This is a genomic window from uncultured Aquimarina sp. (assembly GCF_947492115.1).
In the GTDB taxonomy this organism is placed as follows: Bacteria; Bacteroidota; Bacteroidia; order Flavobacteriales; family Flavobacteriaceae; genus Aquimarina.
This window is the reverse complement of the sequence record NZ_CANLMM010000001.1, coordinates 862,403-876,990: the sequence shown is the minus strand read 5'-3', so window position 1 is coordinate 876,990 and position 14,588 is coordinate 862,403. Positions and strand designations below refer to the sequence as shown.

The 14,588-nt window shown below is 33.0% G+C and carries 16 protein-coding genes; 10 read left to right on the top strand and 6 right to left on the bottom strand.

Annotation, left to right across the window (positions count from 1 at the left end; translation table 11 throughout):
* Window positions 1-4 precede the first annotated feature (4 nt).
* On the bottom strand, window positions 5-1,495 hold the full coding sequence (locus tag Q1A73_RS03975; protein ID WP_299601877.1) for a PLP-dependent aminotransferase family protein: 1,491 nt from the start codon (window positions 1,493-1,495) through the stop codon (window positions 5-7).
* Between the two features lie 73 nt (window positions 1,496-1,568).
* Here Q1A73_RS03975 and Q1A73_RS03970 point away from each other — a divergent pair, with 73 nt between their 5' ends.
* From Q1A73_RS03970 to Q1A73_RS03960, 3 genes are read left to right on the top strand one after another with little or no spacing between them, the layout of a single operon-like run.
* A complete protein-coding gene (locus Q1A73_RS03970; RefSeq protein WP_299601874.1) occupies window positions 1,569-2,234 on the top strand; it encodes a pyridoxamine 5'-phosphate oxidase family protein in 666 nt (221 codons plus the stop codon).
* A 10-nt stretch (window positions 2,235-2,244) separates the two neighbouring features.
* Window positions 2,245-2,535, top strand: a complete 291-nt coding sequence (locus tag Q1A73_RS03965; protein WP_299601870.1) for a DUF1272 domain-containing protein — start codon at window positions 2,245-2,247, stop codon at window positions 2,533-2,535.
* A 2-nt stretch (window positions 2,536-2,537) separates the two neighbouring features.
* Window positions 2,538-3,053, top strand: coding sequence for a GNAT family N-acetyltransferase (locus Q1A73_RS03960; RefSeq protein ID WP_299601868.1), 516 nt, complete (start codon window positions 2,538-2,540; stop codon window positions 3,051-3,053).
* On the opposite strand, the gene Q1A73_RS03955 is transcribed toward Q1A73_RS03960, so the two are convergent.
* From Q1A73_RS03955 to Q1A73_RS03935, 5 genes are all read right to left on the bottom strand, one after another.
* A complete protein-coding gene (locus tag Q1A73_RS03955; RefSeq protein WP_299601865.1) occupies window positions 3,054-3,428 on the bottom strand; it encodes a hypothetical protein in 375 nt (124 codons plus the stop codon). It abuts the gene before it with no gap.
* A 114-nt stretch (window positions 3,429-3,542) separates the two neighbouring features.
* Complete coding sequence (locus tag Q1A73_RS03950; RefSeq protein WP_299601862.1) at window positions 3,543-4,742, bottom strand: alanine dehydrogenase; 1,200 nt, start codon at window positions 4,740-4,742, stop codon at window positions 3,543-3,545.
* Between the two features lie 153 nt (window positions 4,743-4,895).
* A complete protein-coding gene (locus Q1A73_RS03945; protein WP_299601860.1) occupies window positions 4,896-5,420 on the bottom strand; it encodes a hypothetical protein in 525 nt (174 codons plus the stop codon).
* Between the two features lie 375 nt (window positions 5,421-5,795).
* Complete coding sequence (gene tsaE, locus Q1A73_RS03940; protein ID WP_299601857.1) at window positions 5,796-6,200, bottom strand: tRNA (adenosine(37)-N6)-threonylcarbamoyltransferase complex ATPase subunit type 1 TsaE; 405 nt, start codon at window positions 6,198-6,200, stop codon at window positions 5,796-5,798.
* Window positions 6,201-6,305: 105 nt separating this feature from the next.
* Entirely contained in the window at window positions 6,306-7,856 is a 1,551-nt protein-coding gene (locus tag Q1A73_RS03935) for a PglZ domain-containing protein (protein ID WP_299601854.1), read from the bottom strand.
* Window positions 7,857-8,052: 196 nt separating this feature from the next.
* Between Q1A73_RS03935 and Q1A73_RS03930 the strand changes: the two genes are divergently transcribed.
* Genes Q1A73_RS03930 through Q1A73_RS03900 form a run of 7 tightly spaced genes read left to right on the top strand, consistent with a single transcriptional unit; the run spans window position 8,053 to window position 14,533 of the window.
* Entirely contained in the window at window positions 8,053-9,282 is a 1,230-nt protein-coding gene (locus Q1A73_RS03930; protein WP_299601852.1) for an HD domain-containing protein, read from the top strand.
* Window positions 9,283-9,307: 25 nt separating this feature from the next.
* A complete protein-coding gene (lpxD, locus tag Q1A73_RS03925) occupies window positions 9,308-10,336 on the top strand; it encodes a UDP-3-O-(3-hydroxymyristoyl)glucosamine N-acyltransferase (RefSeq protein WP_299601850.1) in 1,029 nt (342 codons plus the stop codon).
* Window positions 10,329-11,732, top strand: a complete 1,404-nt coding sequence (locus Q1A73_RS03920; protein WP_299601848.1) for a bifunctional UDP-3-O-[3-hydroxymyristoyl] N-acetylglucosamine deacetylase/3-hydroxyacyl-ACP dehydratase — start codon at window positions 10,329-10,331, stop codon at window positions 11,730-11,732. The genes lpxD and Q1A73_RS03920 overlap by 8 nt, the downstream gene beginning before the upstream one ends.
* Before the next feature lie 48 nt (window positions 11,733-11,780).
* The gene (gene lpxA / locus Q1A73_RS03915) at window positions 11,781-12,563 is read left to right on the top strand and encodes an acyl-ACP--UDP-N-acetylglucosamine O-acyltransferase (protein ID WP_299601847.1); all 783 of its coding nucleotides are present in this window, start codon (window positions 11,781-11,783) and stop codon (window positions 12,561-12,563) included.
* Between the two features lie 35 nt (window positions 12,564-12,598).
* Entirely contained in the window at window positions 12,599-13,165 is a 567-nt protein-coding gene (gene efp / locus Q1A73_RS03910) for an elongation factor P (RefSeq protein WP_299601844.1), read from the top strand.
* Between the two features lie 29 nt (window positions 13,166-13,194).
* Window positions 13,195-14,133 carry a UDP-3-O-(3-hydroxymyristoyl)glucosamine N-acyltransferase gene (locus Q1A73_RS03905; RefSeq protein WP_299601841.1) on the top strand — a complete coding sequence of 313 codons (939 nt, stop codon included), beginning with the start codon at window positions 13,195-13,197 and terminating at the stop codon, window positions 14,131-14,133.
* Window positions 14,126-14,533 (top strand): nuclear transport factor 2 family protein, encoded by a 408-nt coding sequence (locus Q1A73_RS03900; RefSeq protein WP_299601838.1) that lies wholly within the window; start codon window positions 14,126-14,128, stop codon window positions 14,531-14,533. The genes Q1A73_RS03905 and Q1A73_RS03900 overlap by 8 nt, the downstream gene beginning before the upstream one ends.
* Window positions 14,534-14,588: the final 55 nt, after the last annotated feature.

Sequence of the window (14,588 nt, the reverse complement as noted above, 5' to 3'; positions counted from 1 at the left end):
TTCTTTATATACGTTCCATCACCTTTTCTAAAGTGTTAATAACCGTTCTTATTTCATCTTTATCCAATGCTGCAAAGCCAATTCTAATACCATTATGTCCAGAATTATCATTGTCATAACGTCTCCATTCTGGATTAAAAGCAACGTTGAGTTTTAGAGCTTCGGCCATAACAATATCCCAATTATATGGTTGTTTAAGTCGAACCCAAACGGCCATACCGCCATCAGGAACTTTGAAATCAAAATAGTTATCTAGCTTTTCTCTTAGTAATTTACAAAATAGATCACGTCGTTCTTTATATATCTTTCTTACTTTATTACTATGTCTTTGTACATCACCATTAACAATCATTCTGGCAAGTGTTTGTTCCAATAAAGTATCACCTTGTCTATCTAATATACGTCTTAGTCTTGCAGCTTCATCTACTACTTCTTTTGGAGCAATAAAATAACCAATTCGGAGTGCTGGAGCTATAATTTTTGTAAAACCACCAATATAAATAACATTTCCTTGTGTGTCATTACTAGCTAACGGTAGGATAGGAGCATTACTATAATGAAAATCATAGTCGTAATCATCCTCTATAATAGCAAAATGATATTGTTGAGCAAGATCCAAAAGATGCATGCGTCTTTCTGCTGATAACGTTACTGTAGTGGGATGGTGATGATGGGATGTTACGTATACAGCGCTGACCTTTTGTTGTTGGCATATACTTGCGATCTCACTAGTATTGATACCGTTATCATCTACAGAAACACGTTTTATAATACCATTGGCTTCCATAAATGTATTGTCGGCTGTCATATAATTTGTGTTCCCAGTGATTATCGTATTTTGATTATTAAGCAGTAATTGACTGGCAAGGTAAATTCCCATTTGACTGCCTCTAGTGATTAAGATGTTGTCTACAGTTGTTTTAAGACCTCTGCTTTGATTGAGATAGGAAACTAAGGCTTTTCTTAAATCTAGATTTCCATATGTGTCACCATATCCCAAAAGTTCTTTATGATGGATTTTGTTAGCAATGTTCCTATAATTTTTTGCAATGTCTTCTATTGGAGCTAACCGATGGTCAGGTACTCCTTCATCTACTTTTAGAGGAGCATGCAGAGCTTCAATTCCTTTTATGAATAGATGGTCTCTTTTCTTAAAATCAAAACCTACGGTGCTATGAGTATTAGAATCAGGAAGATGTTGAAATTCTTTAGGTTTGATAAGCGGAAGGTTCTTACTTACGAAGGTTCCCTTAGCTGGGATACTTTCTATCCAATCTTGTGACATCAATTCATCATAAGCAGCAACAACCGTTTTTCTGTGGATTTGTAAATCTTCAGATAATTTACGAGACCCGGGAAGCTTTGTTGACGGTGCTAATTTTCCAGATTTTATGAATCCAATCATCTGGTCACACAGTTGTAGGTATAAATGACGATTAGAATTTCTATCTAATTTAATATTACTTTTAAAAGGAAATATAACTGGACTACCCATTATATGATAACTGGATTAGTATATGAGTCCATAAAACTAATAATTTTGAATCAAATCAAAAAATGAACAAGAAATGTCAGAATATCAAGTAACAAAACTTAATAAAGTAGTCAGAGGATCCAAAAGAGCAAGGTATAATGTCGAAGAGATTCATCAAATTTTAGATGATACCTTCTTATGTCATATAGGCTACGTTTGGAGTGATAGCGCTATTGTAATACCTACTGCTTATGGAAGAGATGGAGATATCATCTATATTCATGGATCCTTAAAAAATAGGATGATGACTAATTTATTGGTAGTAGGTAAGGCGAGTATTTCAGTAACACATTTAGATGGTTTAGTAATGGCAAGATCTGCATTTCATCACTCTGCTAATTACAGATCTGCTACTATTTTTGGAAATGTAAGAAATGTAGAAGATTCCGAAGAAAAAATGAAGGCCCTAAAGTGTATTCTTGATCATATGGTTCCTGGACACTGGAATAATATTCGACAACCCAATGCTAAAGAAATTAATGCTACATTGGTCATGGCTATAAAAATAGATATGGCATCTGCCAAAGTAAGGGCAGAAGGAGTTGTGGATGAGAAAGAAGATCATGAATTACCAATCTGGGCTGGTGTAATTCCGATCAAGCAAGTTGCCCTAGCTCCAATATCAGAAAAAGATCTGAAAGTAGGAGTATCGATTCCTGAATCGGTATCTAATTATGTAACTAAGAATAAGTTATCCTAATTTTGTAATTATGTTAGAAATAAGACCTACTTGTGAGAATTGTAATAAATCATTACCTAATGATAGTAACCAAGCTATGATTTGTACTTTCGAATGCACATTCTGTAAAGATTGTGTAGATACTATCTTCCATAATGTATGTCCTAATTGTGGAGGAGGTTTTACTAAAAGACCTACAAGACCGTCACACTTATTGGAAAAAGACCCAGTAGGTACTGAAATTGTTTATAAGCCAATAGATATAAATTTATTTGAGAAATTATTGATTCGGTTTAAAGGTGTTGAGGCTAGAAAACGATAATAATGACTATAACAATAAGAATAGCTACTATAACAGATGTAGAGGACATTTCTTTTTTAGGAAAAAAGACCTTTGATCAATCATTTGGTTATCTTTTTAACGATAAACAGGATCTTTTAGACTATTTAGAAAGAACATTTTCCTTGGCAAAACTAAAAACTAGTATAGGCAAACCTCATAATATATACTGGATTGTATTGTACGATGAAAAGCCTGTTGGATATGCAAAAATTCAATTGAATGCTCGATCTGAATTTATAGTGTCTAATAATTCATGTAAACTACAAAAGCTTTACCTATTACAAGACTATCTATCAAAAGGCATTGGAGGACAATTGCAACAATTAATTCTAAAAAAGGCTAAAGAAAGCAGTGATTATATATGGTTGTCGGTTCTAAAAGAGAATACAAAGGCTGTGTCTTTTTATCAAAGAGATAACTACAAAATTGTTGGGGAACACCCTTTTAGTATTGGCAAAGAAAACTTTGAGTTTTGGGTAATGGGCAGGGATTTATAATTATTTATTGATTTCCAAAGAATTTATCTTAGCAATAGAATCACAATTAGCAATCAATAGACTAACTAATTTTTCTTTGGCAACACCTTCTATAAAATAAGTTTTACAAGAATCTAGTTGGGTATTGCTCTTTCCGAAATCTACACTTCCTGAGGTAAGAATAGAAGAAATATCAGCAGTATCAATACTGTTATTGCGCATAGCTGTCAATACCTCTTCCGAAAATAGTCGTTCTTTAATTCTTATATTTTTGAGTACTCGAGCATTGGGAGAATAATCACAAGATGCATTTTTGCCACCTAGAAAAAAGAACAATAAAAACAATCCTATAATAAATCCAAAAAAATAAAATCCAAGTCGATGTGCTAGTTTCATGTACTGTAAAAATCAAAGCCCAAAAGTACACAAAGTTTATCGATTTAGATAGGCTTTGTATCTCAAAGAATCTGCAAATTCATATAGTAAAAGCAGATCCAATATTTTATGTTCTTAGAAAATCAATAAATTAATATCTCTGTAAGAAAGATCGAACCAATCTGCTATGGATTTACTGGTTAAAATGCCATGATAGAAATACAATCCACTTTTTAATCCTCTATCAAAACGCACTGCGTTTTCAATACCGCCTTCATCTCCAATTTGAAGTAAATACGGTGTGAAAATATTACTAATGGATAGGGAAGAGGTCTTAGCATAACGAGATGGAATGTTTGGTACACAATAATGCACCACACCATGTTTCTCGAAAGTAGGATGATCATGAGAGGTAACTTCGCTAGTTTCGAAACAACCACCCATATCAATACTCACATCGATCACTACAGCTCCTTTTTTCATGCGTTCTACCATGGTTTCCGAAACAATAATTGGGGATCTGTTTTTGCCTCTTACCGCTCCAATCACAACATCACATCGACGTAATGCTTTTAATAGGTTTTTGGGTTGTATGGTTGAGGTATACAAAGGTCTTCCCATATTGGTTTGTATGCAACGTAATTTGGTAATAGAATTGTCAAATATCTTTACATTAGCGCCAAGTCCAATAGCAGATCGTGCTGCGAATTCACCAACTGTACCAGCACCAACAATCACAACCTCTACAGGTGGAACACCACTAATATTACCCATCATAAGTCCAGAACCTTGGGTAGCACTACTCATTAATTCTGAGGCGATGAGTACCGCTGCGGTTCCTGCTATTTCGCTGAGAGCTCTTACTGCTGGATATGCACCATCTGCATCTCTTATAAACTCAAAACCAAGTGCTGTGATTCTTTTCTTTGCTAATTCTTGAAAATAGACTTTGGATTGGGTTTTTAACTGTAAGGCAGAGATTAAAACCGTTTGTGGATTAATGTGCTCTAGTTCTTCTAACGAAGGTGGTTCTACTTTTAGGATTATCGGACAACCAAAAACCTTGGTAGTATCTTTGGTAATTTCGGCACCAGCTTCACTATATTCTCTATCTGTAAAACTTGCACCAATACCTGCGTTAGATTCTAATAATACTCTATGGCCATGAGCAGTTAACGCTGCTACAGCATCAGGCGTAAGACATACACGCTTTTCTTGATAACTGGTTTCTTTTGGGATGCCTATGAATAGTTTTCCTTTTTTCTTTGCCACTTCAATCATTTCTTCCTGCGGCAATAGTTGTTCTTTGGTAAAAGGCGAGGTTGGTTTACTCATTTGTGTGTCATTCTGTATCTCAAATTACGAATAAAAATGAATAGCATCCAAATTTAGTATTACCGTATTTGTAATAAAAACATTCGTAAGTTATATAATACTTGATCTCTATTAGGATTAATTAGTAGACTCGCAAATAATTGAATACTAGTTTTAGCGTAATCTATTCCACCAGGATTTTTTATTAGACTTTTTTAGGGCATCCAATTCTGATAAATCGATGTTATGAATTTTATCAAAAACCTTAGTTCTAATACTATAAACAATGCTTAAAACTATTATTACTACTGGTATCAAATAATAAAAGTGATCATTATCTATAAATTCCGAATCTTCAAGAATAATAGAAGCTAATTGAAATGAATATAAGGAAATAGGGATTAAAATAACTAAATACCACCAGTGCTTGCAGGTAAAAAACCAAATGATAAATAGTAACAAGGGGATAAGTTTTCCTAATACTACCCACACAAATACATTAACGCTTTCATAATACTTGCTTTGGTAAGTAAAAAAAGAACTTTCCCAGATGGCACCATCTGGGAAAATATCATTGATATAAAATAAAAACGGTATAGTTGCTATAGAAATAACAATAATATTAGTTCGAACTAGGTACCTTGATTTTTTTCTTTGGGACTGACATTGGTATTGAGTATCCTTTTTTGTTTCTGACATTTTGTGTGATTGAGGTATCGGATGTTGGTTGGGTTTGGTTTTCTACATCGGAGAACATGTAGATAGATAAGCTAAAGAAAAAACTGAAAAAAAGTGTTGTCGTGATTTTCATTATAATAGGGATTTAATTAGTTATGGCCCCAAACATATAAGAAAATCCAACAGTCAATCGAATCAAAAAAATTGTAGTTTTGCAAGCCGTAAGCAAGCGTTTTTAGTACTGAGAAAAAGTATACTTCTTACGTAGAAACTGTCGAAAAACATATTTTTGCCGATTAAATACTTGTAAAAAACAACAATAAAAATAGTTTTTTATTAGTGTAAGAAAAAGCGTTAGTCTGTTAAATTTTATTAAAACGGTTTTTTTAACATTTTTTACCCCAATAATAGTACTCTTTTACCATCGTCTTGGAGCTCAATTTTAACTTTAACACTATCATTAGGTAATAAATTGGTAATTTTTTCTGGCCATTCTATAAATAGCCATGCATCAGAATCAAGATATTCTTCAAAACCGATGTCGTAGGCTTCCTCTTCTTGTTTGATTCTATAAAAATCGAAATGATAAATGGTGTCGTTTTTACCCTGATATTCGTTCACTAAAGAATAGGTAGGGCTGGAGATCGTATCAACGACACCTAATTGTTTGCATATTTCTTTAATAAGTGTTGTTTTACCAACGCCCATTTCTGCATCAAACAATAATGTTTTGTGGGTAGCATTGTTAATAATTTCTTCAGCTGTTTTTGAGAGCTCTTCTAAGGTATAGGTAATCTTCACAGTACTATTTTTTGTTAGTGCAACATACTACATAAAATAAGAGTATGCAATATGATATTTTTCATATCGCATACTCTGTATAAGTTATATGATAAAGTCTATATGCTATCTTGGTTTTAATACTGCAAAAGGAATAATCATTTCTTCTAAGGATACACCTCCGTGTTGATAGGTGTTTCTGTAATAGCTTACATAATGATTGTAATTATTTGGGTAAGCAAAGAAATAATCACCTTTGGCAAATATGAAAGAACTACTCATATTGATAGAAGGTAAATGAATTGTTTTTGGATTTGTGGCAGCTAATACTTCTTTATCCTCATAAGTAAGACTTTTACCAGTCTTATATCTTAAATTTAAACTAGTGTTTTTGTCTCCTATTACTTTCGAGGGGTTTTTAACGTTAATAGTCCCATGATCAGTAGTGATCAATAGTTTGAAGCCCATTTGCTGAGCTTGTTGTATCATCTCTAATAAAGGCGAGTTCTTAAACCAACTTTGGGTAAGAGAGCGATATGACTTGTCATTAGAAGCTAATTCTTTAATAACTTCCATTTCTGTTTTACTGTGTGATAGCATATCTACAAAGTTGTATACAACCACAGTTAGGTCATTATCCTTGAGTCCTTTAAAATTAGCGGCTAGAGTTTTACCAGATCTCTCGTTTGTAATTTTATAATATTCGTGTTTAATATCTAATCCTAATCGTTGTAATTGCGCCGTTAAGAATTCATTTTCGTTCATGTTCTTACCACCTTCATCCACATCATCTAACCATAGATCAGGATGTCTCTTTTTCATATCCGCTGGCATTAACCCAGAAAAGATAGCATTTCTTGCATATTGTGTGGCAGTTGGTAAAATACTGCAATACGATAATTCTTCTTCTTTCTTGTAATAATTATTTACAATAGGTTCAAAAGCTTTCCATTGATCATACCTTAAATTATCTATTACAATGAATAATGTAGGTTGCTCTTTGCTAAGTTCAGGAACTACTTTTTCTTTAAATAAAGTATGCGACATGATTGGCGCTTCTTCATTACCATTAAACCAATCAGGGTAGTTTTTGTCTATAAATTTACAGAACTGGGAATTAGCTTCTACTTTTTGAGATTCCAAAATCTCAAACATTCCAGTATCTTCTATATCCTCTAATTGGATCTCCCAGTACAACAATTTTTGATACAATTCTACCCATTCGGAATAAGAGTTTACCATAGCCATATCCATAGCAATCTTTCTAAATTCTTGCTGATAGTTAGAGGTAGTCTTTTCGGATACTAATCTAGAGTGATCTAGGTTCTTTTTTAAACTCAATAAAATCTGATTCGGATTTACGGGCTTAATAAGATAGTCAGCAATTTTACTTCCGATAGCTTCTTCCATGATATATTCCTCTTCACTTTTTGTAATCATTACTACAGGAAGACTATCATTTTTTTCCTTAATCTCTGCTAAAGTATCTATTCCAGAAAGTCCAGGCATGTTTTCGTCCAAAAATACAATGTCAAAGTTTTGGTTTTCTAATGTTTCTATGGCTTCTGTACCACTTTGACATTTGGTAACCTCATAATTTTTCTTTTCCAAGAATAATATGTGTGGTTTTAATAGATCAATTTCATCATCTACCCAAAGTATCTTTATGTTGCTCATGCGATGTTAATTTTTATATGTTTATGAATAATAGTTAACCCTAATTGATCACTATTATTTAGATATGTTTCGTATATATAATTGACTCTTTCTTTTTTCAAGAATTACAATTTCACGTTTTAAATATAATATGTTAATTGATAATTCGTAATTCTAATGGTAGAAATATATATTTGTTAACAAAAGTATAGTAAACTTGAAAAAAAGAAATAAGCTTAAAATATTAAACGATCCAATTTACGGTTTTATTACCATACCTAATGAACTAATTTTTGATCTTATTGAGCATCGTTACTTTCAGCGATTACGAAGAATATCGCAAATGGGATTATCTTATTTAGTATATCCAGGTGCTCATCATACACGATTTCATCATGCATTAGGATGTATGCATTTAATGCAAAATGCAGTGCGAGTACTTCGTTTCAAGGGAGTTCAGATATCTTCTGAAGAAGAAGATGCTTTGTACATTGCTATTTTACTTCATGATATTGGTCATGGTCCTTTTTCTCATGCCATGGAACATAGTATAGTAAATGAAGTAAACCATGAATCCATTTCTTTAATGTTTATGGAAAAAATTAATGCTGAATTTAACGGGAGTTTAACGCTCGCTATTCAAATTTTTAAAGGAGAATATCATCGCAACTTTCTTCATCAGCTAATTTCTGGACAATTAGATATGGATCGCCTGGACTATCTAAAGAGAGATAGTTTTTATACAGGTGTCGCAGAAGGAAATATTAATAGCGAACGTTTGATTACCATGCTCAATGTAGTAAAAGACGAATTGGTAGTAGAAGAAAAAGGAATATATTCTGTAGAGAAGTTTTTATTAGCACGTAGATTAATGTATTGGCAGGTATATCTGCATAAAACTAGTTTGGTAGCAGAAAGCTTATTAATTAGAGTGTTAAAAAGAGCAAAGGAGCTAGTAGAGCGTGGCGAAAAACTGCATGCTAGCAAACCATTACTGTTCTTTCTGGAGAACAAAATTGATTCTGATAATTTTACAGACGAAGTCTTAGAAACATTTTCCAAACTAGACGATTATGATGTGGTGTCTGCTATGAAGGAATGGGTAACATCTCAGGATTTTGTTTTACGCAATTTATGTAAAATGATTATCGAAAGAGATTTGCTAAGAATCAAGATTAAGAAGAAGAAATTTAACGAAGAAAAAATAGAGAAGCGCATACAGGATTTTAAAGTTAAATCTAATATTTCTGAAGAAGAAGCACGTTATTTTGTGTTCACCGGAATGATTGCAAATCAGGCGTATCATCAAAATAAGCAGAATATTAATATCCTATATAAATCGAGCAAAATAGTTGATATTGTGAGTGCTACAGATCAATTTAATTTAAAGGCTTTGGCAAAACCGGTGACTAAATATTTTATCTGTTATCCAAAGTACATAGATTAAGACATTTTTTATACTTTTGTTGCTAATGATTTTTACAGCCACACAAATTGCAGGTATTCTAAATGGTGAAATCGAAGGAGATGAAACCGTAGAAGTATCGAAGCTAGCAAAGATAGAAGAAGGAACTAAAGGTTCGCTAACATTTTTATCTAATCCCAAATATACTCCGTATATATATTCTACCGATGCATCCATTACTATTGTGGATAAAACGTTCGAAGCAGAATCAGATATAAAAACTACTTTAATACGAGTAGATGATGCTTACAAAGCGTTTTCGCAATTACTAGATTATTATAATATGGTAAAAATGAATAAAACAGGTATAGAACAACCTAGTTTTATTTCTGAAAGCGCCAAGTACGGAGAGAACATGTATTTAGGTGCATTCTCTTATTTAGGAGATAATGTAACCATTGGAGAGAATGCCAAAATTTATCCTAATGTATATATAGGAGATAATGTTACTATAGGTAATAATGTTATTGTTTTTGCTGGAGCAAAAATATACTCCGAATCTGTTATTGGAGATGAATGTGTTATTCATAGCGGTGCTATTGTAGGAGCTGATGGTTTTGGATTTACTCCAAATGAGAAAGGAGAATATAGTAAGGTACCGCAAACTGGTAATGTAATTATAGAATCCAATGTAGATGTAGGAGCAGGAACTACTATAGATCGTGCAACCTTAGGATCAACTATAATTAGAAAAGGAGTAAAGCTTGATAATCAAATCCAGATTGCTCATAATGTAGAAATAGGAGAGCATACAGCAATTGCTGCTCAAACTGGTATTGCAGGATCTACCAAAATTGGTAAACACTGTTTAATTGGTGGACAAGTGGGTATTGCTGGACACCTAGTTATAGGAAATAAGGTAAGAATTCAAGCGCAATCTGGAATAGGAAGAAATATAAAAGATGGAGAAGCGATACAAGGATCTCCAGCCTTAGGGTACTCAGATTATAATAAATCTTATGTACACTTTAAAAATTTGCCCAAAATTGTTGATAGAATATACAAACTTGAGAAAAAGATAGATGACAATGAGTGATTCCGTTGTAAATAAACAAAGAACTATTCAAAGAGAAGTGGAGCTAAAAGGAGTAGGGCTTCACACGGGAAAAGAAGTAACACTAACCTTTAAACCGGCTCCTGAAAACCACGGATATGCTTTTTGTCGGGTTGATTTAGAAGGTAGTCCAATCATTGAAGCAGATGCAAACTATGTTGTGAATACTCAGAGAGGAACAAATCTTGAGAAAAACGGTGTAAGTATTCAAACTTCAGAGCATGTGCTTGCTGCTTGTGTTGGGTTAGAAATAGACAACCTTTTAATAGAATTAAATGCTTCGGAACCACCAATAATGGATGGGTCTAGTAAGTTTTTTATAAAAGCTTTAGAAGAGGCTGGTATTGTAGAGCAGGAGGTAGAAAGAGATGAATATGTTGTAAAAGACGTTATCTCTTATACCGATGAAGAATCTGGTAGCGAAATTATCGTAATGCCTTCGGATGAATACCAAGTGACTACAATGGTTGATTTCGGAACAAAGGTTTTAGGAACTCAAAATGCTTCCTTAAAACATATTTCAGATTTTAAAGAAGAAATTGCCGATGCTAGAACCTTTAGTTTTTTACACGAATTAGAAATGCTGTTAGAGCATGGTCTAATTAAAGGAGGAGATTTAAATAATGCCATCGTATATGTGGACAAGGAATTAAGTCCAGATACTATGGAAAAGCTTAAAGTTGCTTTTGGTAAAGAATCCATAGCTATAAAGCCTAACGGAATTTTGGATAACCTTACGTTGCATTATCCCAATGAAGCGGCTAGACATAAATTATTAGATGTCATAGGAGATTTAGCACTTATTGGTACTCGCATTAAAGGAAAAATCATAGCGAACAAACCAGGGCATTATGTGAATACACAGTTTGCTAAGAAATTAGCAAAGATTATTAAGATCGAAAAAAGAAATAAAGTTCCTCAGTTTGATCTCAACAAGGAACCTTTAATGGATATTAATAAAATTATGTCTATGCTTCCTCATAGACCGCCATTTTTATTAATTGACAGGATTTTGGAGATGTCTGATAGACATGTTGTAGGAATGAAAAATGTTACTATGAACGAGCCTTTTTTTGTAGGGCATTTTCCTGGTGCACCAGTAATGCCAGGTGTTATGCAAGTTGAAGCGATGGCTCAAACCGGAGGGATTTTAGCATTAAGTACCGTTCCAGATCCTGAAAATTATTTAACTTATTTCATGAAAATTGATAAAGTTAAATTCAAGCAACAAGTACTTCCAGGAGATACCTTAATATTTAAATTAGAATTACTTACTCCTATAAGAAGAGGTATTTGTCATATGCAAGGTTTTGCTTACGCTAATGGAAAATTGGTTACAGAAGCAGAACTTATGGCACAAATAGTTAAATCAAAATAATTATTTAGTATATTTTAAAGTTATATACTAACATATAAAACGAAATTCATGAATCAGCCTTTAGCTTACGTTCATCCGGGTGCAAAAATTGCAAAAAATGTAGTTATTGAACCTTTTACAACGATTCATAATAATGTAGTTATAGGAGAAGGAACCTGGATTGGTTCTAATGTTACTATTATGGAAGGTGCTCGAATAGGAAAAAATTGTAATATATTTCCTGGAGCTGTAATATCAGCCGTGCCTCAAGATAAAAAGTTTAATGATGAAGATACGACTACTGAAATAGGTGATAACACAACGATTAGAGAGTGTGTTACTATCAACAGAGGTACAACAGATAGAATGAAAACTAAGATTGGGAAAAACTGTTGGATTATGGCGTATTGTCATATAGCTCATGATTGTATTGTTGGTGACAATTGTATTTTTTCTAACAATAGTACATTAGCAGGTCATATTAACGTTGGAGATCATGTGGTTTTAGCAGGAATGGCTGCTGTTCAGCAGTTCTGTAGTATAGGAAATCATGCCTTTGTAACAGGTGGTTCTTTGGTAAGAAAAGATGTACCACCTTATGTAAAAGCCGCTCGTGAACCGCTTTCATATGTGGGAATTAATTCAATTGGCCTTCGAAGAAGAGGTTTTTCTACAGAAAAAATAAGAGAAATACAGTCTATCTATAGAATCTTGTACCAAAGTAATTATAATAACACTCAGGCAGTAGCGATAATTGAAGCAGAAATGGAAGCTACACCAGAGAGAGATGAAGTTTTAGAGTTTATTAAAAACTCTCAAAGAGGTATCATGAAAGGATATTTCTCTAATTAGAATAAAAATAAGATAACAAGTAACAAAGAAAAGCGATGGCAAGTACTAGTGATATTAGAAATGGATTGTGTATACGATATAATCATGATATCTATAAAATTATAGAATTTTTACACGTAAAACCAGGAAAAGGACCTGCTTTTGTGCGTACAAAACTGAAAAGTGTGACAACAGGAAAGGTAATTGATAATACATTTTCCGCGGGTCATAAAATAGATGATGTACGTGTAGAAACGCATAAATTTCAGTATTTATACGCAGAGGGTGATACCTTTCACTTCATGAATACAGAAGATTATAATCAGATAACTTTAGAAAAATCTACGTTAGATGCTCCAGAATTATTAAAAGAAGGAGAGATTGTTACGGTAATCATTAATTCTGAGGATCAAATGCCTCTTTCTGTAGAGATGCCAGCAAGCGTTATTCTTGAAGTTACCGCTACAGAACCTGGTGTAAAAGGAAATACAGCAACTAATGCTACAAAACCTGCTACTGTAGAAACAGGAGCAGAAGTTATGGTGCCTCTTTTTATAAACGAAGGAGATAAAATCAAAATTGAGACAGAAAAAGGTACTTATAAAGAACGTATTAAGGAGTAATTCTTACGTTTTTTGAATTTTGTTTTAAAATGAAGTTTCCTCAAACGCATACACTACAACAAATAGCTACTATTATCTCTTCAGAGTTTGTGGGTAGTCCAGATTTTCCCGTTGAAGGCATGAATGAAATTCATGTAGTAACTCCGGGAGATATTGTTTTCGTTGATCACCCTAAGTATTATGATAAAGCCTTAGAAAGTGCAGCGACTGTTGTATTGATAAATAAAAAGGTAGAATGCCCTGAAGGAAAAGCTTTGTTGATATCGGATGATCCTTTCAGAGACTTTAATATATTAACAAATTACTTTAAACCTTTTGAAAAGGCAACAGCTTTGATTTCTTCCACATCTACAATAGGAAAGAATTCAGTTATACAGCCAGGAGCTTTTATTGGAAATAATGTAGAAATTGGTGATAATTGTTTAATTCATGCTAATGTAAGCGTGTATGATGGAACAATTATCGGTAATAATGTAACTATCCATTCAGGTACTGTATTAGGAGCTGATGCTTTTTATTATAAAAACCGACCAGAAGGATTTGATAAGTTAGTTTCTGGAGGTCGAGTAGTCATAGAAGATGATGTGGATCTTGGTTCCTTATGTACTATTGATAGAGGAGTTACAGGAGATACTACTATAAAAAAAGGAACTAAGATTGATAATCAGGTACATATTGGGCATGATACAGTCATTGGTAAAAAATGCTTAATCGCTTCACAGGTAGGTATTGCAGGATGTGTGATTATTGAAGATGAAGTTACGTTATGGGGACAGGTTGGTGTTACTAGTGGAATTACTATAGGAACAAAAGCAATTGTTTCTGCCCAATCAGGAATTAGTAAATCCTTAGAAGGTAATAAAAGTTATTTTGGAACACCTGCAGATAACTTTAGAAAAAAATATAAAGAGATTGCTGCGATCAGGCAAATTCCTGAATTAATAGAAAAATTGAAGAGTAATGAGTAAAACAGCAAAAGAGGTGGTTAAATCCTTTTACCAAACGGATTTAATACATAATATTGAAGCCTTTTCTGAATATTTACATCCGGAAGTAGAGTTAAATTGGAATAGTAGTTTTGGTTACAATAAAAAAGGGTACGAAGACATTAAAACAATGTTTAAAGAAATGTCGAGTTCCTTTGAAACTTTCAAATGTGAAATAAGTCATCTTTTGGAAGAAAATGGAATGGTTACAATTAGATATACTTATTTGGCTAAAACCATCGAACAACCGGATACAGAAGAAGTCATTGCTCATTTTATTGCTATTTGGGAGCTAAAAGATGATAAATTATATCGAGGTTATCAGATAAGTCAACAAGGAGATACTTCTCAAGAAAATTTAAAATCGTTTTTAACAAGTTAGTTTTATTCATTTCTAAGAAATGATAGTTCGTTTTTGAAAAAAAGTACAATGAATA